The 20,166-nt window shown below is 69.3% G+C and carries 17 protein-coding genes and 2 pseudogenes; 10 read left to right on the top strand and 9 right to left on the bottom strand.

Annotation, left to right across the window (positions count from 1 at the left end):
- The first annotated feature begins 20 nt into the window (after window positions 1-20).
- Window positions 21-392, top strand: coding sequence for a VOC family protein (locus N4G66_RS18025; protein ID WP_261705152.1), 372 nt, complete (start codon window positions 21-23; stop codon window positions 390-392).
- A 145-nt stretch (window positions 393-537) separates the two neighbouring features.
- Here the strand turns inward: N4G66_RS18025 and N4G66_RS18020 are convergent, their stop codons facing one another.
- On the bottom strand, window positions 538-1,728 hold the full coding sequence (locus N4G66_RS18020; protein ID WP_261705151.1) for an MFS transporter: 1,191 nt from the start codon (window positions 1,726-1,728) through the stop codon (window positions 538-540).
- A 240-nt stretch (window positions 1,729-1,968) separates the two neighbouring features.
- Complete coding sequence (locus N4G66_RS18015) at window positions 1,969-4,584, bottom strand: PA14 domain-containing protein (RefSeq protein ID WP_261705150.1); 2,616 nt, start codon at window positions 4,582-4,584, stop codon at window positions 1,969-1,971.
- A gap of 159 nt (window positions 4,585-4,743) precedes the next feature.
- On the opposite strand from N4G66_RS18015, the gene N4G66_RS18010 reads away from it, so the two are divergent.
- The 5 genes from N4G66_RS18010 to N4G66_RS17990 all read left to right on the top strand — a co-directional run bounded on the left by N4G66_RS18010 (window position 4,744) and on the right by N4G66_RS17990 (window position 10,533).
- Complete coding sequence (locus N4G66_RS18010) at window positions 4,744-5,757, top strand: LacI family DNA-binding transcriptional regulator (RefSeq protein ID WP_261705149.1); 1,014 nt, start codon at window positions 4,744-4,746, stop codon at window positions 5,755-5,757.
- A 143-nt stretch (window positions 5,758-5,900) separates the two neighbouring features.
- Window positions 5,901-7,001: an ABC transporter substrate-binding protein gene (locus N4G66_RS18005; protein ID WP_261705148.1), complete on the top strand. Its 1,101-nt coding sequence runs from the start codon at window positions 5,901-5,903 to the stop codon at window positions 6,999-7,001.
- Between the two features lies 1 nt (window position 7,002).
- Window positions 7,003-8,559, top strand: a complete 1,557-nt coding sequence (locus N4G66_RS18000) for a sugar ABC transporter ATP-binding protein (protein WP_261705147.1) — start codon at window positions 7,003-7,005, stop codon at window positions 8,557-8,559.
- Window positions 8,552-9,514 carry an ABC transporter permease gene (locus N4G66_RS17995; protein ID WP_261705146.1) on the top strand — a complete coding sequence of 321 codons (963 nt, stop codon included), beginning with the start codon at window positions 8,552-8,554 and terminating at the stop codon, window positions 9,512-9,514. The genes N4G66_RS18000 and N4G66_RS17995 overlap by 8 nt, the downstream gene beginning before the upstream one ends.
- Complete coding sequence (locus N4G66_RS17990) at window positions 9,511-10,533, top strand: ABC transporter permease (protein WP_261705145.1); 1,023 nt, start codon at window positions 9,511-9,513, stop codon at window positions 10,531-10,533. Before N4G66_RS17995 ends, N4G66_RS17990 begins: the two co-directional genes overlap by 4 nt.
- Window positions 10,534-11,035: 502 nt before the next feature.
- On the opposite strand, the gene N4G66_RS45645 is transcribed toward N4G66_RS17990, so the two are convergent.
- From N4G66_RS45645 to N4G66_RS17965, 5 genes are all read right to left on the bottom strand, one after another.
- Window positions 11,036-11,887 (bottom strand): lamin tail domain-containing protein, encoded by an 852-nt coding sequence (locus N4G66_RS45645; RefSeq protein WP_315903651.1) that lies wholly within the window; start codon window positions 11,885-11,887, stop codon window positions 11,036-11,038.
- A gap of 439 nt (window positions 11,888-12,326) precedes the next feature.
- Entirely contained in the window at window positions 12,327-12,812 is a 486-nt protein-coding gene (locus tag N4G66_RS17980) for a hypothetical protein (protein ID WP_261705144.1), read from the bottom strand.
- A gap of 29 nt (window positions 12,813-12,841) precedes the next feature.
- Window positions 12,842-13,213 (bottom strand): ArsR/SmtB family transcription factor, encoded by a 372-nt coding sequence (locus tag N4G66_RS17975; RefSeq protein WP_261705143.1) that lies wholly within the window; start codon window positions 13,211-13,213, stop codon window positions 12,842-12,844.
- Window positions 13,210-13,656, bottom strand: coding sequence for an SRPBCC domain-containing protein (locus N4G66_RS17970; RefSeq protein ID WP_261705142.1), 447 nt, complete (start codon window positions 13,654-13,656; stop codon window positions 13,210-13,212). The genes N4G66_RS17975 and N4G66_RS17970 overlap by 4 nt, the downstream gene beginning before the upstream one ends.
- Window positions 13,657-13,822: 166 nt before the next feature.
- Window positions 13,823-14,173 (bottom strand): hypothetical protein, encoded by a 351-nt coding sequence (locus N4G66_RS17965; RefSeq protein ID WP_261705141.1) that lies wholly within the window; start codon window positions 14,171-14,173, stop codon window positions 13,823-13,825.
- A gap of 806 nt (window positions 14,174-14,979) precedes the next feature.
- Here N4G66_RS17965 and N4G66_RS17960 point away from each other — a divergent pair.
- From N4G66_RS17960 to N4G66_RS17950, 3 genes and pseudogenes are all read left to right on the top strand, one after another.
- Entirely contained in the window at window positions 14,980-15,156 is a 177-nt protein-coding gene (locus tag N4G66_RS17960; protein WP_261705140.1) for a hypothetical protein, read from the top strand.
- 557 nt (window positions 15,157-15,713) lie between these two features.
- A pseudogene (locus tag N4G66_RS17955) lies at window positions 15,714-16,148 on the top strand (carbohydrate binding domain-containing protein); the annotation flags it as partial.
- A 57-nt stretch (window positions 16,149-16,205) separates the two neighbouring features.
- A pseudogene (locus tag N4G66_RS17950) lies at window positions 16,206-16,349 on the top strand (IS701 family transposase); the annotation flags it as partial.
- A 204-nt stretch (window positions 16,350-16,553) separates the two neighbouring features.
- Here N4G66_RS17950 and N4G66_RS17940 read toward each other — a convergent pair.
- Window positions 16,554-16,676, bottom strand: coding sequence for a hypothetical protein (locus N4G66_RS17940; protein ID WP_261705139.1), 123 nt, complete (start codon window positions 16,674-16,676; stop codon window positions 16,554-16,556).
- Window positions 16,677-17,341: 665 nt separating this feature from the next.
- Here N4G66_RS17940 and N4G66_RS17935 point away from each other — a divergent pair.
- A complete protein-coding gene (locus N4G66_RS17935) occupies window positions 17,342-17,875 on the top strand; it encodes a COG4315 family predicted lipoprotein (RefSeq protein WP_261705138.1) in 534 nt (177 codons plus the stop codon).
- 74 nt (window positions 17,876-17,949) lie between these two features.
- On the opposite strand, the gene N4G66_RS17930 is transcribed toward N4G66_RS17935, so the two are convergent.
- Window positions 17,950-19,815 (bottom strand): glycoside hydrolase family 76 protein, encoded by a 1,866-nt coding sequence (locus N4G66_RS17930; RefSeq protein WP_261705137.1) that lies wholly within the window; start codon window positions 19,813-19,815, stop codon window positions 17,950-17,952.
- Window positions 19,816-20,166 lie beyond the last annotated feature (351 nt).

Here is a 20,166-nt window from a genome sequence, read left to right as displayed (position 1 = left end):
ACCAGGGCAGATTGACCGATATGCCCCTGTCGCTGCATCACATCGTCATCGACGCGCACGACCTCCCCTCCCTGGCCCGGTTCTGGACCGATGTGCTGGGCTGGCGGATCCTCTCCGAGCGGGAGCGGGAGGTCGTGATCGGGCCGGACGAGACGGCGCCGGTGGGCATCTGCTTCATGCCGGTGACGGACGGCAAGATCGTCAAGAACCGTCTGCACCTCGATCTGACATCGGCGGCCGAGGACCGGGAGGCGGAGATCGAACGTGTCCTCGCACTCGGCGCCCGCAGAGCGGACGTCGGGCAGAGCGGCGAGGAGTCGTGGACCGTGCTGGTCGATCCCGAGGGGAACGAGTTCTGCGTGGTCCGCCCGAAGGCGACCCTCATCGGCTAGGACCGTTCGGGTGATCGGGTCTCGGTGATCGGGTCTCGGCGATCGGGTCTCGGCGATCGGGTCTCGGCGATCGGGTCTCGCGCCGGAGGCCGGGACGCTCTGTCACCCGGCCACTCGGCCACCCGACTCACCGCGTCCGTTCGGACTAGCTCTTCACCGACGTCGGTCGGCGGAGCAGGTAGACGCCCGCGACGGAGACCAGGACGGCCATGCAGGCGATGAACACGAGCCCCGCGCCCTCCAGACCGATCGGGCCCACCAGCACGCCGACTCCGATCACCGGCACCGAGATACCCGCGTAGGCCACGACGAACAGGGTGGAGATCACCGCCGCCCGCTGGTGTTCGGGAGACGCCTGCGCCACCGTGGCCAACGCGGCGCGGAACGCCAGACCCTGGCCGGCTCCACCGACGATCGCACTCAGCACCACCAGGACCAGAAGGTCCCAGCGCAGCGCGCCCGCGAGCAGCGCGAGACCGCCGAGGAGAGCGGCGCAGCCCAGCGGGAGTGACCGCACCACTCCGACCCGGCCGACGGCGAGCTGCCCGGCGGTCGAGGCGAAGAAGGCGAGTGCGACGACCAGTCCGCTCACGGCGTGGTTGTCCACGTCCAGGGACTTGGCGAGGAACGACGGGCTGACCGATGTGAAGACCCCGAACAGGGCGAACCCCACGAAGGCGGCGATCGCGGGCGGCCCGAACACCGGCCGCACCTGTGGGGGCAGGCCGGGCCGTTGCGGTCGTACGGTGCTCAGCGGTCGCCGTTCCCGTACGGTCTCCGGGAGCCGCAGCAGGACGGCGGCCGAGCAGGCCACCAGGGCGAGGTGGACGGCGAAGGGCAGGTACAGCGGCCAGGGCGCGTACTGCGCGAGCAGCCCGGCGAGCAGGGGACCGCAGCCGAGTCCGCCCATGTTGGCGGCCGTCGCGACGAAGGTGGCCCGGGCGGCGCCGCCCGGCGGCGCCAGCTCCATCACGTACGCCGTGGCGGCCCCGGTGAACAGGCCGGCGGACAGGCCCGACAGCAGCCGCCCGACGTAGAGCCAGCCCAACCCGGTGGCGCACAGGAAGCAGACGGCGCTCGCCGCCGCGAACCCGAGGCCCCACAGGAGCACCGGCCGCCTGCCCACCGAGTCCGAGGCGTTGCCCGCCAGCAGCAGCACGCCGATGACCCCGAAGGCGTACACGGCGTACACGACGGTGACCGTCAGCTCGGAGAATCCGAACTTCTCCTGGTAGAGGCCGTAGAGAGGGGTCGGCAGCGTGGTGCCCGCCATGCATACGGCGAACACCGCCCCGCCGAGCAAACACTGGCGCCACCCTTGGCGATCACCGTCCATGCCGCCGACAGTAACGGCGTGGGCCGCCGTGATCCGGCCCGACGTGCCGCCGATCGGAACCCGGGACGCCACGGGGCCGGTGCACGCGATCCGGAGGCTCGACTTCCCGCGGGTGCGCGCCGGGCCTGGCATGGTCCGCTCTCCCTTCGCGGGGAGGGCGGACCATGTCGACGACCCGTCAGCGGGCCGGGGCGAGGCGCGCACGGAGCAGCGGGGAGGCGTGTGCCGGGCGCCTCGTCGTCAGGAGCAGCCGGCCGGGGTCGCCTGTGACGCGTCGTGGATCAGCGCGTCATGGGCTGCCTTCAGCCGGGCCACGTCGGGCTTGACCACCCTGCGGTCGTACGTGATCAGCCCGTTCAGCTCTCCTTCCACGTCCGAGATCTGGGTGTAGACGGCGCCGTTGCCGCCTTTGCAGGCAAGCTTGTGGACCTCGTCCAGCCGGGCGAGGTAGTCGTCGGTGTACGTCGTGGGATCGACGTCCACGTAGGACTGCTGGACGGACCAGGCGTGTCCGGGTACCGCGAGGCCGAGGCCGCCGTACTCGCCGCTGACCAGGGCCCGTCTGCCGTCGGGAGCCGGTGGCAGTGCGGGGCTCGGGTAGCCGTGCTCGTCGATGATGTCGCCGGTGCCGCCGTCCACGCCGAGGTTGATGCCCGACATGGAGTTGACGAGGCGCGTCGGGTCCCAGGCCTTGGCCTGGTCGGCGATGCGGGCCTCGTCGTACTGGCCCCAGCCCTCGTTGAAGGTCACCCACATGACGACCGACGGGCTGCTGATGTGCTCGTCGATCATCTGCTTCATCTCGCGCTCGTACTCGGCGCGGGACGCCCCGTTCGGATCGACCCCGGCGGTCATGGCGGGCATGTCCTGCCAGACCATCAGGCCGAGCCGGTCGGCCCAGTAGAACCAGCGGTCGGGCTCCACCTTGATGTGTTTGCGGACCGCGTTGAAGCCCATCCGCTTGTGCATCTTCAGGTCGTACGCCAGGGCTTCGTCGGTGGGCGCGGTGTAGAGGCCGTCGGGCCAGAAGCCCTGGTCGAGGGTGGCCATCATGAAGACGGGCTTGCCGTTGAGGACGGTGCGCGGGGTTCCGTTCACCTGCTCCACGGCGATCGAACGCATCCCGAAGTAGCTGCCGACGCGGTCGGCTCCGACGGTCACCTTCAGGTCGTAGAGGAAGGGGTCCTCGGGTGACCAGAGGTGCGGCTCGGTGATCTTCAGGACGAGCGGCTGCCCGGTGCGGCCCCGCGCGGTGGCGACCTTGCGGTGTCCGGCGTAGGCGGTCGCGGTGACCGGTACTCCGTTCCGGATGCCCTGCGGCTCGACGGTGAGCCGGCCGTTCTTGACGTCGGGCGTCAGCTTGAGCGAGTCGACATGGGCGGCGGCGACCGGCTCCATCCAGACCGTCTGCCAGATTCCGGAGGACGGGGTGTACCAGATGCCGCTGGGGTCGAGGCGCTGTTTGCCGACCGGCGGGTTCTCGCCGCCCTGCGCGTCGGTCGGGTCGTAGACGCCGACGATCAGTTCCTGGGTGCGGCGGCCGGGCTTGAGCGCGGCGGTGATGTCGGCGCTGAACTTGTCGTAGCCGCCCTGGTGTTCGGCGACCTGGGTGCCGTTGACAAAGACCTCGGCCCGCCAGTCGACGGCGCCGAAGTTGAGCTGGAGGCGCTTGCCCGAGCCGACCTTCCAGTCGGAGGGAACGGTGAAGGTGCGCCGGTACCACATGCGGTCCTCGTGCCGTTCGATGCCGGAGAGCTGGGACTCCACGGGGTAGGGCACGAGGATCTTCTCGGCGAGCTTCTTCCCGACCGGAGGCTGCTCGCCCGCCTTGGCGGCGGCGAACTGCCACGAGCCGTTCAGGTTGCGCCAGTCGGACCGGGTGAGCTGGGGCCTGGGGTACTCGGGGAGGGCGTTGCGGGGGCCGACGTCGTCCGCCCACTTGGTGCTCAGCTCGTGGGTGGAGCGGTTGGCGCCGCTGCTCCAGAAGGCGTTGACAACGTTGCCGTTCGTTCCGGAGAGGCCTCCCTTGCCGTCGTAGCGCAGATCGGCGGTGCCTTTGGCCGTGCCGGTCTTGTTGCCGACGACGGGTTCCTTCAGGCCGACGATCAGGGACTTGGGATCGGCGGGGTCCAGTGTGGCCGTGGTCAGGGGCCACTTGGCGCCGCCGATGACGGCTTCGACGTGGTCGGTGAGACCGGCCGGGGGCGCGGTGAGCGGCTGGGCGAAGTCGAGGCGAAGGGTACGGCCGTCGCCCTGGACCGTGGTGGCGACTGCGCCGTCGTAGGCGTATCCGTCGGGCAGCCGGAGCGCCGACTGCGGGACGGCCGTCTTGGCACCGCCGGGCGGGGTCCAGCGCAGATGGAGGTTGGAGCCGCCGAAGTGCTCGAAGTACTCGACCTTGATGTCGTAGGCCTGTCCGGCGGTCAAGTCGATGGACTGTGAGGTCTGTTCGCGGTCCCAGTCGTCGACCCAGTGGTCGATGGCGAGGTGTCCGTCGACCCACAGCCGGAAGCCGTTGTCGCCGATGATCGAGAACGTGTGCGCGCCGGTCTTCTCGGGGACGATCCGGCCGGTCCAGCGGACGTTGACGTCGTCCGACCGTCCGGTGGCGAAGGCCAGTCGCGGCTCCAGGTTGTCGAAGTCGAGATTCGTGTCCAATCCGGTGGCCTTCAGCTCGTGGAAGTCGAAGGCGCCGGGGGCGGACTGGGTGTAGTACTCGCCCTTCAGGCCGTGGACTTCCACGGGGTCGTCGGCGGCGGTGGCGGCCGGGGCGGCGGTGAGTCCCGCGAGGCCGAGCACCGCGACGAGCAGGAGTGCCAGTCGGGTTCTGATGCTTCTGGGGTTTCTGATGCGCACGGATCCTCCTTGGCTGAGGAAGGGTGGCGGCTCGTTGCTTCAGTCTGTACAACGTTGGAAGGAACGGGAGTTGGCATCACAGCACGGGTCCCGGCCTCTGTCCAGGGGCATGACAAACGCCCAGGTGGCAGAGGCGCACATCGATGAAGAGGAGATCCCTTGCGGGTCAGCCTGAAGGACGTCGCCGAGCACGCCGGCGTCTCGATCAAGACGGTTTCGAACGTCGTGAACAACTATCCGCACGTCACCCCGGCCATGCGGGCGCGGGTCCAGGAGGCCATCGACGAGCTGGGCTACCGGCCGAACCTCACGGCGCGCCACCTGCGCAAAGGGCGCACGGGCATCATCGCCCTCGCCATCCCCGAGCTGGGCAACCCGTACTTCGCGGAGCTGGCGGGGGCCGTCATCGACGCCGCCGCCGAGCACGAGTTCACCGTGCTCCTGGACCACACACGCGGTGACCGCGAGCAGGAAGTGCTGGTGAGCCAGGGATTCCGGGCCAATGTCATCGACGGCCTGATCCTCAGCCCGCTGGAGCTGGAGGACGAGGACCTGCGCTCCCGCACCGACGACGTTCCGCTCGTACTGCTCGGCGAGCGGGAGTACGAAGTGCCCTACGACCACATCGCGATCGACAACGTGGCGGCCGCGCGCAGTGCCGTACGCCATCTGCTGAGCCGCGGACGCTCGCGGATCGCCTACCTGGGAGCCCGTACGGATTCGGCCAACCGGCCGGCGCATCTGCGACTGGCGGGCTGGCGCGAGGAGTTGACGGAGGCCGGGGTGCCCGCGCCCGACGAACTGGTGGTTCCGGTCGGCGGCTGGGACCGGGACGAGGGTGCGCGCGCGATGGCCCGGCTGCTGGACTCGGGGGTGCGTCCGGACGCCGTGTTCGCGTACAACGACCTGGTCGCGATCGGCGCGATGCGGGTGCTGCACGAACGTGGTCTGCGGGTTCCGTGGGATGTGGCGGTGGTCGGCTTCGACGACATCGAGGAGGGGCGGTTCGGCGCGGTCACGCTGACGACGATCTCGCCGGACAAGCTGGCCATCGCGAGGATGGCGGTGGCCTCCCTGTTGCGCAGCCTGTCGGGCCGAACAGAGCCCGGCGGACGTGAACTGACCGCGGATTTCAGGCTCGTTGAGCGCGAGAGCACACTGGGGCGGCGCTGACGAGATTTCGGACAGAAGGCTTTACAGGCTCCTTCCAACGATGTAAAAACCTCCCCGGAACGACGTGTACACCGAGTTGACCGCAAGAGCCGATCATCCCCGGGAGCGCTCTCAGCGCCGGGGCCGCGCCGTTTGGGGACTCCATGAAGCCGATCGCACCACGTCATCGCACCTCCGCCAGGACCCTCCTCGCCACCGGCCTCATCACGAGCCTCGCGCTCGTCTCCGGATGCGCGAAGTCGGAGAACGACACCGCCGGCAACGACAAGAACTCCACCAGCCAGGGCGACGGGGGGCAGGTCGTCGCCTCGCCGTCCACGGGCTCGGGACCGACCTGCGCCATCGACGCCTACGGCGCCAAGAAGATCGACCTGAAGTCGGCCACCGTCGGCTTCTCCCAGTCCGAGAAGGAGGCCAACCCCTTCCGGATCGCCGAGACCGCGTCGATCAAGGCCGAGGCGGACAAACGGGGCGTGAAACTGCTGACGGCCAACGCGCAGTCGCAGTTCTCCAAGCAGATCAGCGACGTCCAGGACCTGATCGCCAAGGGCGCCGACCTCCTCGTGATCGCGCCGCTCAACTCCGACGGCTGGGAACCCGTACTGCGCTCGGCGTCCGCCAAGCACATCCCGATCATCACCATCGACCGCAAGATCAACGCCACCGCCTGCAAGGACTACGTGAGTTTCATCGGCTCCGACTTCGTGGAGCAGGGCAAGCGGGCCGCGGACCGGATGATCGAGGCGACCGGCGGCAAGGGCGACATCGCCATCCTGCTCGGCGCGGCGGGCAACAACGTGACGACCGAACGCACGAAGGGCTTCGAGGAGCGCGTCAAGGAGAAGGCCCCGGGCCTCAAGATCGTCTTCAAGCAGACCGGTGAATTCGCCCGGGAGAAGGGCCAGTCGGTCACCGAGAACCTCATCCAGTCCAAGCCCGGCATCACCGGGATCTACGCCGAGAACGACGAGATGGGCCTCGGCGCGGTCAACGCGCTCAAGGGTGCCGGCAAGAAGCCGGGAGCGGTGAAGATCGTGACGATCGACGGCACCCGCAACGCCGTCCAGGGCATCGTCGACGGCTGGATCGACGGCGTCATCGAGTCCAATCCGCGCTTCGGGCCGCTCGCCTTCCAGACCCTGGACACCTTCACCCAGGGCGAGAAGGTCTCCCAGGACATCGTCATCCAGGACAGCGCCTACACCAAGGACAACGCCAAGTCCGACCTGGGCAAGGCTTTCTGACATGTTGTCAGTGACCGGTCTGTCGAAGACCTTCCCCGGCGTGAAGGCCCTGTCCTCGGTGGACTTCACGGCCCGCGCCGGGGAGGTGCACGCACTCATCGGCGAGAACGGCGCGGGCAAGTCGACCCTGATCAAGGTCCTCACCGGCGTCTACCAGGCGGACGAGGGCGAGGTGACGTACGACGGCGCCCCGGTCCGCTTCGCCACGCCGCTCCAGGCACAGCACGCGGGTATCTCCACCATCTACCAGGAGGTCAACCTCGTCCCGCTGATGAGCGTGGCCCGCAACCTCTTCCTAGGCCGTGAACCCCGGGGCCGGCTCGGCCTGATCGACTTCCGTCGCATGCACCGGCAGGCCGACGAGGCTCTGCGCGATCTCGGTCTGCGGGTCGACGTGCGCCGGCCGCTGCGTGAACTCGGCGTCGGGGCCCAGCAGATGGTGGCCCTCGCCCGCGCCGTCTCCGTCGACGCCCGCGTGGTCGTCATGGACGAACCGACCTCCTCGCTCGAACCGCGCGAGGTACGGACCCTGTTCGGAGTGATCCGGATGCTGCGCGAGCGGGGCATCGCGGTGATCTACGTCAGCCACCGGCTCGACGAGCTGTACGAGATCTGCGACGCGGTCACCGTGCTGCGCGACGGCAAGGTGGTGCACACGGGCCGGATCGCCGAACTCGACCGCCTGAGGCTCGTGGCACTGATGCTGGGGCGGGAGATCGCGGACGTACGGCAGGAGGGCCTGACCAAGTTCGCGGGCAGTCACGACACCGAGGCCGAACCCGTCCTGGAGGCACATAAACTGACGATACGTCACCAATTGCACGACGTGTCCGTCTCAGTGCGGCCCGGCGAGGTGGTGGGGCTCGGCGGGCTGCTCGGTTCGGGCCGTACCGAGACCGCCAAGGCCATCGCGGGCGCGCTGCCCACCGACTCCGGGCACGTCGTGGTGGCGGGCGTCCGTGTGCGCACCGGCTCGACGCCCGCCGCGATCCGCGCCGGCATCAGCCTGCTTCCCGAGGACCGCAAGGCCGAGGGGATCGTGCCGGGCCTCTCGGTCCGCGAGAACATCGCCCTCGCCGCGCTGCCCGGCCTCTCACGCTTCGGTCTCGTCGACGAAGCCCGCATCGACCGGATCGTGGACACCTTCATGAAGCGGCTGCGGATCAAGGCGGCGAGCCCCCACCAGAAAGTGGGCGAACTGTCCGGCGGCAACCAGCAGAAGGTGCTGCTGGCCCGCTGGCTGGCCATGCAGCCCAAGGTCCTGCTCCTCGACGAGCCGACCCGGGGCATCGACGTCGGCGCCAAGGCGGAGGTGCAGAAACTGATCGACGAACTGGCCGACGACGGACTCGGCGTCCTCCTCATCTCCTCGGACCCCGAGGAACTGATCGAGGGCAGCGACCGGGTGATCGTCCTCAAGGACGGCGCGGTCGTCGAGGAGCTCACCGGCGAAGCCGTCACCGAGGACCGGCTGATGCGCGCCATCGCCACCGCACCCGCGGCCTCCGCCGTGGCGGCCACCGGCACGGGCACCGGCCCTGGAGGCCACGATGACTGACCTGACACTCGGCAGGGTGACAGCCGACCGCGACCGTCTGCTGGGCCTGCTCCAGGAGTACGGCGTCTACCTGGGCGTCGTGGCCCTCTTCCTGGTGAACACCGTCTTCACCCCGCACTTCCTGTCCACCGAGAACTTCCGCACCCAGGCGGTCCAGGTCGCCCCGGTCCTGATCGTGGCGCTCGGCATGGCGCTGGCCATCGGCAGCGAGGGGGTCGACCTGTCGGTGGGCTCGGCGATGGCCCTGTCCACCTCGCTCCTGTCCCTCTACCTCGGCTACGGGCCCGGCGTCGCCATCCTGATCGCACTGGTGGGCGGCGCCGTGATCGGTGTCGCGAACGGATCCCTCATCGCGTTCGTCGGCGTCCAGCCGATCGTCGCGACACTCGCCCTGATGGTCGCCGGGCGCGGGCTGGCCCTGGTGCTCCTCCCCCAGCTCAAGGTCGTCCAGGACCCGGCCATGGCGAAACTCGGCTCCGGCGATGTCCTGGGCGTCCCCTACGTCGTGCTGATCGCCGTCGGCCTCGCGCTGCTCGTCGCCTTCGTCGTGCGCCGCACGACCTTCGGCCGCCAGCTCCTCGCCATCGGGGACAGCCGCCCGGCGGCGCGGCTCGCCGGACTGCCGGTACGACGCGTCCTCATCCTGGTGTACGTCTGCTCGGGCGTCCTCGCGGCCGTCGCGGGTGTGCTGGCCACCGCCCGCCTCACCGCCAGCGACCCGTCATCGCTCGGCAACCTGATGGAACTGTCCGCGATCACCGCGGTCGTGGTCGGCGGTACTCCGCTGAGCGGCGGACGGGTGCGCATCGGCGGAACGGTCGCCGGCGCCGTCCTCATCCAGTTGCTCACCACCACGCTCATCAAGCACGATCTGCCGCCGTCGTGGACCCAGATCGCCCAGGCCGTGGTGATCGTCCTCGCCGTCTACGCGGCACGGGAACGAGGAAAGCGATGACGACCGACGTGGACACTCCGGTGCGCGCGAAGAACACGCCCGAGGAGGAACCGTCCGGCGCCGGGCGCTCCGAACGGCTCAGCGCCCTCGCCCAGCAGCACGGCGCGCTGGTCACCCTGATCGTCGCGATGATCGCGGCGTCCCTCAGCTTCGACACCTTCCTGACCGGCGACAACCTGGAGAACATGGCGCTCTCCTCGGCGTTCCTCGCCGTGGTCGCGCTCGGCATGACCTTCGTCATCGTCACCGGTGGCATCGATCTGTCCGTGGGCTCGCTCTTCGCGCTGGGCGGCGTGCTGGCGGCCTGGGCATCGCGGTACGGAACGGTCGTCGCACTGCTGCTGCCGCTGGCCGTCTGCGGGCTGATCGGTCTGGTCAACGGCCTGCTGATCGCCCGTTCGCGGCTCGCTCCTTTCATCGTCACGCTGGCCTCGATGCTGGGCGCCCGGGGCATCCTGCTCTCCGTCACCGACGAGGGCTCGAAGACGTATCTCGTGGACAAGGAGTCGTTCTTCGCGAAGCTCGGGCAGGGCGCACTGCTCGGCGTCGGTGTGCCCGTGTGGATCACCGTGGCGCTGTTCGTGCTCGGCGCGGTCGTGCTACGGCGCACCCGGTTCGGCCAGTACGTCTACGCGGTCGGCGGGAACGAGGACGCGGCGGCTCTGATGGGCGCCCCCGTGGCCCGTACGAAGATCTCCGTCTACACGCTCTCCGGGCTGTGCGCGGGACTCGCCGGAGCCCTCAACGCGGCGTGGCTGGCGTCGGGTGTGACGATCCTCGGCTCGGGCATGGAACTGGAGGCGATCTCCGCGGTCGTCATCGGCGGCACCCTGCTCACCGGCGGGTTCGGTTTCATCAGCGGCTCACTGGTGGGTGTGCTGCTGCTGAAGGTCATCCAGAACGTCATCAACCAGATCGGCTCCCTGGACTCCGCCTACCAACAGGTCGTCAGCGGCGCCTTCCTGGCCGTCGTCGTCATCGCGCAGACCTGGCTGGGGCGCAGACGCCGGGTGCTGTGAGAAGCAGACGCCGGATGCTGTGCGGCGTGGAAGCCGGGTGCCGTGAAGGGCGTGGCCCGGTCCGGAGCGGGCCGGTCGCGGATCATCCGTACGCGTCACGGACCCGGTTGCCGTGGCGGCGCTCTTCCGTTCGACCGTACGCCGTAGGGCCTCTTCGGGCTGCGGACGAGGGTGTCCCGGAGTCGGTGTGCTCCGCCGGGAGCCTCGGCCGACGCCTCCGTTCAGGGATCCGTCCGCCGAGAACAGGGCTCGAACCGCGCTCGGGGACGATACGCACCGGGTCTCGTCGGCATCCGTAGGCGGGGCGGAGCAACGGGAGACCGTTCGCGCTCGGACGCGGAAGACCCGCACCGAGTGGTGCGGGTCTTCCGCGGCGATGCAGTCCTGCGGGTTCGTGGCTTTCACCGGGCCCGAACAGGCCCGGGGCTACAGCCGGTCATCTCCACGTCCTGACCGGATGCCACCCGCGTACACCCTGAACGGGTGTGCTTTCAGGCGCTGTTCAGTGACCGATGAGGCCCTGGATCGGGTTGTGGCCATGCCCCTGTCCTTGGCCCTGGCCCTGGCCCTGACCATGCCCCTGTCCTTGACCCTGGCCCTGGCCCTGGCCCTGACCCTGACCCTGACCCTGACCCTGACCCTGGCCCTGACCCTGACCATGCCCCTGGCCCTGACCCTGACCATGCCCCTGTCCTTGACCCTGACCCTGGCCATGGCGGCGGTCGTCGCCGTGGCCACGGTGGTCACCGTGCCCGCGGTCGTGGTCACGGCCGTGGCCGCGGTCGTCGCCGTGCCCGCGGTGGTCGTCACGGCCGTGGCCGCGGTGGTCGTCACGGCCGTGGCCGCGGTCGTCGCCGTGCCCGCGGTGGTCGTCACGGCCGTGGTCACGGTCGTGGTGCCGGCCCCAGGAGACGCTGTCGACGAAGCGGCCGCGATCGGTCCGCAGCGTGGCGGCGTCGGAGCGGTTGTCCCACACCTCGTTGCGGCGGTCCTGGTAGAGGTCACGGCTGGTGTCGCGGCCGTAGCCCGTGTGGATCCGGACGGTGGAACGGCCGGCCAGACGGTAGTCGTCGAAGGTGTAGCGGTTGCCGTCCCTGTCCGACAGCGTCCAGCCGTTCAGGTTCACTCCGCGGGATGCGGAGTTGGTGATTTCCACCCACTCAGCGTTCAGGGAACGGCTGGAGCGGTCGTCAAAGCCCGGCGCGTCGCTCTGGACCCTGCTGATGGCGACATGAGTGCGCTCGAAGCGCGGCTCCGCGGCCGAGGCGGACACGGCGGCCGAGCCGACCAGTGCGCCTGCCGCGATGGCCGCGGCCGCCACACGGCGGGCCGTGACAGACGTGGAAACGGACATGAATGCTCCTCAAGGTTCGAGAGCCGGCACACCCCGTACGAGCACCCCAACTGCGGGGAACTGCACGGTGCGACCCTGTGCGAGTCCCGGCCCGGTGGCCGAGGACTCATAAGTTGCTCCACATCCCCGCCCGAGATGAGCGACACCCGACCGCTGTTACCAATTACGGACATATCAGTTACAGGCGTCTGTATATGGCCTTTAACTACGGAAAGCTGAAAAGTGATGGACTGTCATCGTCAACTCCCGTACTCCTGCAGTATCCAGGTCTTATCGGGGCATCTCTCGCGTCACCGCAGCTCACCCACCCGTCACCCGAAAGTGAGTAACACGCCTCCGGTCCGATCCGGCCACAGGAAGGCGCGCCGCACCTCTTCGCCACGGCGACCCCGTCGCGCTTGCGTGCCGCAGCCATCAGCTCAGGCGGACGGTCCGGCCTTCAGACGGCGCGCCCTGGGACCGCGACGCGAAGGTCCAGGAGCTGCTGGGTGTGCCGGGGCACATGGTCTTCGGCGAGGCCGTCGATGAGGGCGGCGAGCGGAACCGGCTGGTCCAGCCCGAGCGCGTTGTTGGACAGGAGGAGCGAGGGCACCAGGACCGACGCGGCCTGCTCGCTGAGCAGATCGGCGATGCCGCAGAGGACGGCGACCTGGCTGCGGAGATGAGCCGTCAGGTCCGCCCTGCCCGAGTGCTCGGCGATGATCCGGTCGAGATTCCAGGGGTCGAGCGAGACGCGGTTGTCGAAGGTCGGGCGCGAACCCGAGACGACACCCAGTGCGACCGCGGCGACGGCGGCGTCGACGCTGAGCAGATGAGCCAGGATCTGATCGGCGTTCCATCCTCCGTCGTCGGCGTCACCGAGGTCGGGCATGGCCGCGGCATCGAGCAACTTGTCGTAGGACGCGCGAAGCCCTGTCGTATTCATGGGTACTTCCTTTCGGCGAGTGCTTCGTGTCAGTCGGTCCGATGTGAGCGCGAGGCCTGTTCCGCCGACTCGGCGACGCGCTTGATGTTCGCGAGCCGCCGGTCCCAGTCGGCCGCGAGCGCGGCCATCCACCGTGCAGCCGCGTCCAGCGCCGCGGGCCGCAGCGCGTAGCGCACCTCGCGTCCGACCCGGCTGCCGGAGACCAGTCCGGCGGCATCCAGGACGGCGAGGTGCTTGACCACCGCCTGTCGCGAGACAGGGAGCCGTTCGGCGAGGGTCGTCGCGGTGGCGGTGCCCTGTTCGGCCAGCAGATCGAGCAGAAGACGCCGCGTCGGGTCGGCCAGCGCACCGAGGACGCTGTCGACGTCCTCGGCGGCGCGACCGGATCGCTCCTCCCTCACGGCGAGGGCTGCTCGGCGCGCTTCTTGAGCGCGTCGAGCTCCAGGGGCCACCCCTGGGTGTGGTCCTTCAAGTTCTGGCTGCGCAGTTCCTCGGATCCGGCCAACGCCGAGAACCCGCTCTCCACGACGCGCAGCCGTGTCCGGTCGCCCTCCTGGGTCAGGGTGAACTCCACGAGCGTGCTGTTCTCCTCGCGCAACTCCTCTCCGGGGAACGCGCTGGTCCAGCGGTACGCCAGATACGTCGGCGGCTGAACCTTCTCCACGCGTACCGGGAAGTCGCCGTGCTCGGGGTTCTTCGCCACCATCGACTCGCCCTCCTTCGCCACGGTGCCGGGCAGGCTCGCCTTGTCGGCGACCCAGAAGCCGGGCTGGGCCACCAGCGACCAGACCCGTTCCAGGGGCGCTTCGATCAGGGTTTCGCGTTCGATCCGGTCCTCGCTCATGAGGGGCTCCTTCATCGCCACGATCAGATGCAACTCCAGGGTTGCACAATGCCCCGTAAGGCGCAACCGGAGAGTTGCACGTCGAGCGAGGGGTGGCACACCGGTCCCGCATGATTCCCCGACCGCCGGACCAGCCCGCTCGGCGTCCGCCCGGTCACCCCATCGCTCAGCGGAACTCGTGCACCAGTTGAATCCTGCCGACGATGTGGGCGTTGAACTCGTCCAGTTCCTCAGCGGGCACCCACAGCTCCAGGATCGTCCGGCCACCCGCCTGCCGGACGGGATACCGGCGCAGGAACTCCGATTCGACCTCGAAGCGGGTGACGAAGCCGGCGCCGTCGTGCTTGACGTTCCAATCCCTCGCGATCCTCACCGCGTAGTCCTCGTTGAGGACGGGGTAGAAGATCGGCTGCTCGGGCAGTCGAGGTGGCCAGGCACTCCAGTCCAGGGCCCGGACGAGGTCCAGCTCTTCTGGGCCCGTCGGGCGCCACAGAGTCGTCGTGTGCCGGCTGTTCATGGGAACCGCTCTCTGGACGTGGCCCACCGCTGGAGCGGTCGGCCGGAGATCCAGACGATATGACGACGCGAACCCAACGGCCACGCCGTTTCCGTACCTGCGGCTGCCCGACGGCGAGGTCCACACACCGTCGGGGACGGCTCCGCCCTGAGTGCCGGCCCCGGACAGACGCGCGCAACAGTTCCTACCAACAAAGCCTGAACAAAGGGCTGTTGGACATGTGACGGGTCGTCGTCCAGGTCCGGGTGCGCCGGCAGGAGCCGGCTTCTCAGACCGCTGACGGCACTACCGGTTCAAGACCGTGTTCCGCGCGTGCCGGGGGTGGAGGAGTTCGCCGGTTTCCGGGCCGATCAGGGGGAGCGCTCGGCGGCAAGAGAAACGGCCCCTACCGAAGCGGGGGCCGTTTGCGTCCGTCTACTCCAGTGTCAGCAAGAGAAGGGAAGGCGCGTGGCAGACGCTAGCACCATCGGTGACCAGCGGCAATGCCTGGAAACTGGGCGAGGAGATCAAGGAACAGGGCTACCCGGACGGCTACGGCAAGCCCGCAAGGCAGCCGACGCCGACACCGGACCCGAGGTTCCCCCGCAGCCGCCCTCCACCACCAGCCAGGCCGTCATCACCCCGCTGCCCGCGGCTGTCAGGGCCAACCTGGCCGTTGCCGCTCCTCGCCGAAAAACTCGTCGCCCTTGGGACGGTGAAGGGCGCCGGCTCCGTCGGATGCGTCGAAATGCCGAGCATCGAAATGTCCCCTTGCTGCAGATCGCACCCTCGAAGACCGACGAGGAGCGGGCCATCCTGGTCAGCCCTTGACCGGCCGGCCGGGTCTCCCCGGCACCGCCATCAGGGAAGTGGACCTGCTCCTCCGGCACGACCGGAACACGCAGAAGCCGAGGGCCATGCGTTACGGCCGTCGCGGCACCAACGCCGCGCGCATGAAGGTCGAGGACTTCGGACCGGCCCGCGTCAACGCCCGATCGACGTAGGGCTGTTCCTGACCTCACGGGCGACCCGCGTGGCTTCCCCGGACTCGGCGTCGGCTGAACCTCCGGAGCGGGCGTTGCGTATCAATTCCAGAGGGACAGCTCAGGTCTCTGCCACGGGACGGAAGGAGAGCGCCGTGCCCACACCGCCCGCGTCCGACTCACCGGACGACCGCCCGGCGCTGGAGCCCATCCGCGTGCTGCGCCCGCGCCGCACCGACGCACTGGCCCAGCTGCTCGACGAGATACGCCAGGACAAGGACTACCGCAGCCCCGAGACCATGGCCGCGCCCGTCCCGGACACCCGGACCGGCGGCGAGACGGAGGAACTCCCGCCTGTCCCCGGCGGCAATACGGAGGAACTCCCCGCACCCGACGGCGACGCCAGCCCGCCGCGTCCCGCAGGTCGCCCGCGCCTCGGGCCCGGACAGCGCCGGGCGGCCGCGGTGATCGCGGTCGTCGCGGCGGCCGTCGTCGGCTTCGGCTGCTCCCTCCTGATCCCCAGCCGCACCGACGCCACCCCGGCCGCGCCCTCGGCGAGCGCGTCGGCGGCCCCGACGCCGGCCGCCCCGGGCACAGGCGGGGCCGCCGACGTCCTGGCCGACCCCGGCTTCGAGTCGGGCAGCCTCTCGCCGTGGAGCTGCACCGGCAACCCGGGCTCGATCGTCTCCGCCCCCGTCCACGCGGGCTCCAAGGCTCTCCAGGGGACGGTGAGTTCGAGCGACACCGCGCAGTGCAACCAGACCATCGCGGTACGGCCGAACACCACCTACTCACTCAGCGGCTGGGTCCGCGGCTCCAACGTCTACCTGGGCGTGAACGGCGGTGCCTCCACCTGGACCACTTCCCCCTCCGGATACAGCCCACTGACCGTCTCCTTCACCACAGGCGCCTCCCAGACCAGCGCGACGATCTACGTGCACGGCTGGTACGCACAGGGCAGGTACTACGCCGACGACATCACCCTGGACAGGCCCGGTGGCGGCGGTGGCGGCGCCCAGTAGGACTCCGTCAGGTCTCCTGTCAGTACTGGCCAAGAGCATGTCGTGCGTGTGGACGCCCATGAAGTGAACCGTGTCCGGGCGACGTTGGCGTTGTTCGTCGCTGATGCGTTCGCCTCGGTGCCGCACAAGGACCAGCGGGCCGAGGGCGACTGCTATCTGCGGGGGCTGCTGCTGGACGGCCGCCGCGAGTCGCGTGAGTGCTGTTGTGCCGTCGCTTCCGGCGCTTGAGCCGACGGCCCCGGAAAGGTGCGCGGACATGGCGGCCGGCCCCTTGGTACGCCTTGTCCGCCCAGCAGTTCAGCCCTGCCGTTGCGGGCGCGTCGATGCTGTCGTGTTCACGCGCGGCGGTCAGGTCGTGGGGGGAGCCGGACAGGACGCTTGTGCGTCTCCTGGTCATTACCCGGCGGCGCCGGACGTCACGGAGGGGGACGGCGGCGGATAGGCCGGGTGCAGCGAGGAGGGCAGCGGCACCAGCGACTCGCACAGCGGGGACGGGAAGGCGGGCTCTTTTCGCTGCACGTCCCGGCAGCCTCCGGCCGAGGGATCGACGCAAGAACTCTTCCCCCTGGGACACACCGACGTTTCCCGGGCCGATACAGGGCTGTCGTTGAGAGGGCCCGGCATGCGCTGGTAGTCGGCAAGCCGGCGCCGGCGCTGCGGTTGCTGCTCGCCAGCATCCTGGGTCTGCCCGCCTACCTCACGATGAGCGTGTCACAGCTCCTGATGGCCCTCGCCCGGGACCGGGCGCCGACCACGGTTCGATTGATCCCCGAGGCCGAAGTCGCATTGCAGCGCACCCACTTCGTCGGCCGTTCGGCGCAGACCCCGAACCCCTCCGGGCCTGTCTCTCCGCGCTTGGCCGGCGAACCGGGTTGGGGCCGGCGAGTGGCCTGGCCGGATCCGTCGGCTGCGGCGGACGACCCCAACTCCGAAGGCCGTAACCCCGTTACGGGGATACGAACACGGTAATGGAGGGAGCGACGGACCAATCCATACGACGCCGCACAAGTGCAAGATCAGGTCAGAGAGAGCACCGCAGGCGCGCGCACCGCGGGCCTGCGGTGGTGACGGGACGGTCCTGTGGCCGGGTTGTCGATTCTGGCGTGTAATGGAAGGTGCGCGACGCGCGCCGAAGTGCAACGGCCGCAAGACACTCCGAGGCGATCACAGCCAGAGGACTTCTCGTGAAGTACCACACCCGAGCATTCATCGCAGCCACCGGAACGGCACTCTTCGTGTCCGTGGCCACCGTGGCGTACGCCGATGGCAGCAGCCACGGTTCGGCAGGCAGCGTACAGGCCGCGCGATCGGCGGTGAGCGCCTCGTCCTCCGCGACGGTGTCCACCAAGTCCGGTCCGCTCGGCAAGATCCTGGTCAACAGCAAGGGGCACACCCTCTACCTCTTCCAGTCCGACAAGACCAACAAGTCCACCTGCAACGGGGACTGCGCCAAGGCTTGGCCACCGCTGAAGGCGCACGGGAAGCCGACCGCCGGGGGCGGCGTCAACAGCAAGCTGCTGTCGACCATCACCCGCAGTGACGGCTCGAAGCAGGTCACGTACAAGGGGCACCCGCTCTACACGTTCATCGACGACACCAAGGCCGGGCAGACCAACGGGCAGGGGCTCGACGCCTTCGGCGCCAAGTGGTACGTGCTGGGCACCGACGGCAAGCAGATCACCAAGACCTCGCCATCGTCACAGAACGGCGGCTACTGAACCGTCTCGGCGGCTGATCACGGCAGGTCAGGGCAGGTCAGGGCTCCGCATACGGCGGCTCCTCGAACCGGTCGTCAGCCCGCGGCGGCGGTGAGCGCTCCGAGAGCGCCGGCCTGAGTGCGCCAGTCGGTCTGGTTGGGGAGGGTGCCGGCCCAGCGTTCACCGAGGGCGTTGAGGGAGCTACGGTCCTGGGCCCACAGCGTGTCAGCCTGCTTCTGGAGGTAGCCCTGGTAGGTGCTGGAACCGGTGGCCTTCGCGAGGTCGGCGAAGTTCCGTATGAAGATGCCCTTGAACTGCTTCTGGTTGTCGTCGCAGGACGCCGAGCCGACGTCGCAGGACTCGGTGAGCACTCCGTCCCGGGTCAGCGTCGGGCTGCTGATGGCGGCATCGGCCAGGGTCCGCGCGGTGGCCAGCAACGAACCGTCCCCGGTCGACTTCCACAGCTCGGCGAAACCGCCGATGGCCAGTCCCTGGTTGTAACTCCACACGGTGCCGCTGTTGTTGGCGCAGGTGGAGGTCAGCCCGTCGTTCACCAGCCCGGAGGAGTTGATCATCCCGCTTGACCTGTACCAGGCGGCGGCGGTTCTGGCTCGCTGAAGCCATACCATGTCGCCCGGGATGCGCTGGTGCAGCGCGGTGGTCAGCCAGAGGTACTGGCCGTTCGTGACGGCGTTCTTGTAGGTGCGTTCCCGGTCCCACCACACGCCACCTCCGCAGGTGCCGGGGTCCCAGTACTGCTGGACGTAGCCGCCGATGGTGACGGCCTCGTCGAGATAGCGGGAGTCGCCGGTGTAGTCGTACGCGTCGAGCCAGGCGATGGCCCACCAGCCCGAGTCGTCGATGGAACGGCTGATGAAGTGACCCTCGATCGCGTCCGAACTGCGCACGCCGGCGGCGAAGGCGCCCTTGTTCTGATCGTAGGTGCGCGCGATGACCCAGTCGTAGTCGTGCGTGCCGGTCGTCCTGGCGAAGTCGACGAGCGAGGTGAGAGTGGCGGCGGAGTTCCACCAACTGCTGGGCCACCAGCCGTTGTAGGGGTCGTACGACGACATGAGCGCGTCCGCCGCGGCGCGTGCCCTGGTCGGTGTGGGCCTGGCCCACACCGTGCAGCCGCCCTCTTGGTGGCCGGCCTCGCGGCCGCACGCGCGGACCGCACCGCCGTAGAGAAGGCCGCGCGGATCGCGGGTGGCGTACATCGTCGTACGGGTGCCGGCGGCTCCCTGCGGGACTGCGGTGCGGCCGAGGGAGGAACCGTCCGGCCAGGTCGAGCCGCCGTCCCAGGAACGGTCCAGCCAGATTTCGTCGCCGCCTGCACCGGATTCGATGCTCGCCCAGGCCATGGAGTTCTTCTGGTCGACGTGCAACCGGATCGTGCGGCCGTAGAGAGTAGTGGACGGCACCGGCTGGTTGTCACCGGCCGCCTGGCCGGCGTCGGTGCGGTCGCAGAGCGTGTCGCAGACGGTGGGATAGGCCCAGCCGGTGCAGCCGACGGCGGCGGCGTCGCCGCACGCCCGGACCAGCCCGCGTCGGTGGTTGCGGGGATCGGTCATGTTGTACATCAGCGTTCTGGTGCCGGTCCAGGTTCCCGGGATGGCGGCCTTGCCGAGCAGTCCTTCCCAGGTGGCGCCGCCGTCCCAGGAACGGTCGAGCCACACCGAGTCGCCGGTCACGCCGCCGTCGATGCTGGCCCACGCCATGTCGTCCGCGTCGGTGACGTGCAGTTCGAGGCGACGGCCGTTGAGGTCCTTGGTCGGTACCGGAAAGCTCTCCTGCCGCGCCAACGAGGGATCCAGCGTGTCGCAGGCCAGTACGCACACCTGGGTGGCGGCGGCCGCGGGCGTCGCGGCCGGGAGGACTGCCGCACACGCGAGAACGGCCGCAGCCAGGAGGAACCTGAGGAACCGTGATCCGACAACGATGTCGGCGCTGCGCAAGGACACCGGAACTCGCCTCGATTTCACGATGGGGGATGCCGGTCGGCGAGCGTGGCCGGGGCCGACGGCCCTGTGACGGGCCGAGCGGGCGGCGGTCGAGCCTGGTCCGTACCTTCTTCAAGGCAGTGAACCGACTTGGCGCGCCCCTGTCAATGCCACCAACAGGGTTCTTACGTAAGGCAGTTCATGGTGGTGACGACGGGCGATCGGCCACTGAGCCACTTCGGGCGGCGCATGGCTGCACATACGCCAAGACCCCCGGCTCGTCACCGGCGCGCCACCCACCGGACCGCCACCGGGCCGGTACTCCGGCCGTAGATCGTGATCATGGGAGCTGAGACGGCTCGTCGGTAGTGT

The sequence above is a fragment of the Streptomyces rhizosphaerihabitans genome (genome assembly GCF_025399795.1).
Taxonomy (GTDB): domain Bacteria; phylum Actinomycetota; class Actinomycetes; order Streptomycetales; family Streptomycetaceae; genus Streptomyces; species Streptomyces rhizosphaerihabitans.
Note: the sequence above shows the minus strand (reverse complement) of the source record. Positions and strands in the feature narration are given on the sequence as shown.

What these genes read in the sequence shown, in the direction of transcription:
- N4G66_RS18025 (WP_261705152.1), top strand. Translation starts at nt 21, where the DNA reads ATGCCCCTGTCGCTGCATCACATCGTCATCGACGCGCACGACCTCCCC.
- N4G66_RS18020 (WP_261705151.1), bottom strand. Translation starts at nt 1,728, where the DNA reads ATGGACGGTGATCGCCAAGGGTGGCGCCAGTGTTTGCTCGGCGGGGCG.
- N4G66_RS18005 (WP_261705148.1), top strand. Translation starts at nt 5,901, where the DNA reads ATGAAGCCGATCGCACCACGTCATCGCACCTCCGCCAGGACCCTCCTC.
- N4G66_RS18000 (WP_261705147.1), top strand. Translation starts at nt 7,003, where the DNA reads ATGTTGTCAGTGACCGGTCTGTCGAAGACCTTCCCCGGCGTGAAGGCC.
- N4G66_RS17995 (WP_261705146.1), top strand. Translation starts at nt 8,552, where the DNA reads ATGACTGACCTGACACTCGGCAGGGTGACAGCCGACCGCGACCGTCTG.
- N4G66_RS17990 (WP_261705145.1), top strand. Translation starts at nt 9,511, where the DNA reads ATGACGACCGACGTGGACACTCCGGTGCGCGCGAAGAACACGCCCGAG.
- N4G66_RS45645 (WP_315903651.1), bottom strand. Translation starts at nt 11,887, where the DNA reads ATGTCCGTTTCCACGTCTGTCACGGCCCGCCGTGTGGCGGCCGCGGCC.
- N4G66_RS17980 (WP_261705144.1), bottom strand. Translation starts at nt 12,812, where the DNA reads ATGAATACGACAGGGCTTCGCGCGTCCTACGACAAGTTGCTCGATGCC.
- N4G66_RS17970 (WP_261705142.1), bottom strand. Translation starts at nt 13,656, where the DNA reads ATGAGCGAGGACCGGATCGAACGCGAAACCCTGATCGAAGCGCCCCTG.
- N4G66_RS17965 (WP_261705141.1), bottom strand. Translation starts at nt 14,173, where the DNA reads ATGAACAGCCGGCACACGACGACTCTGTGGCGCCCGACGGGCCCAGAA.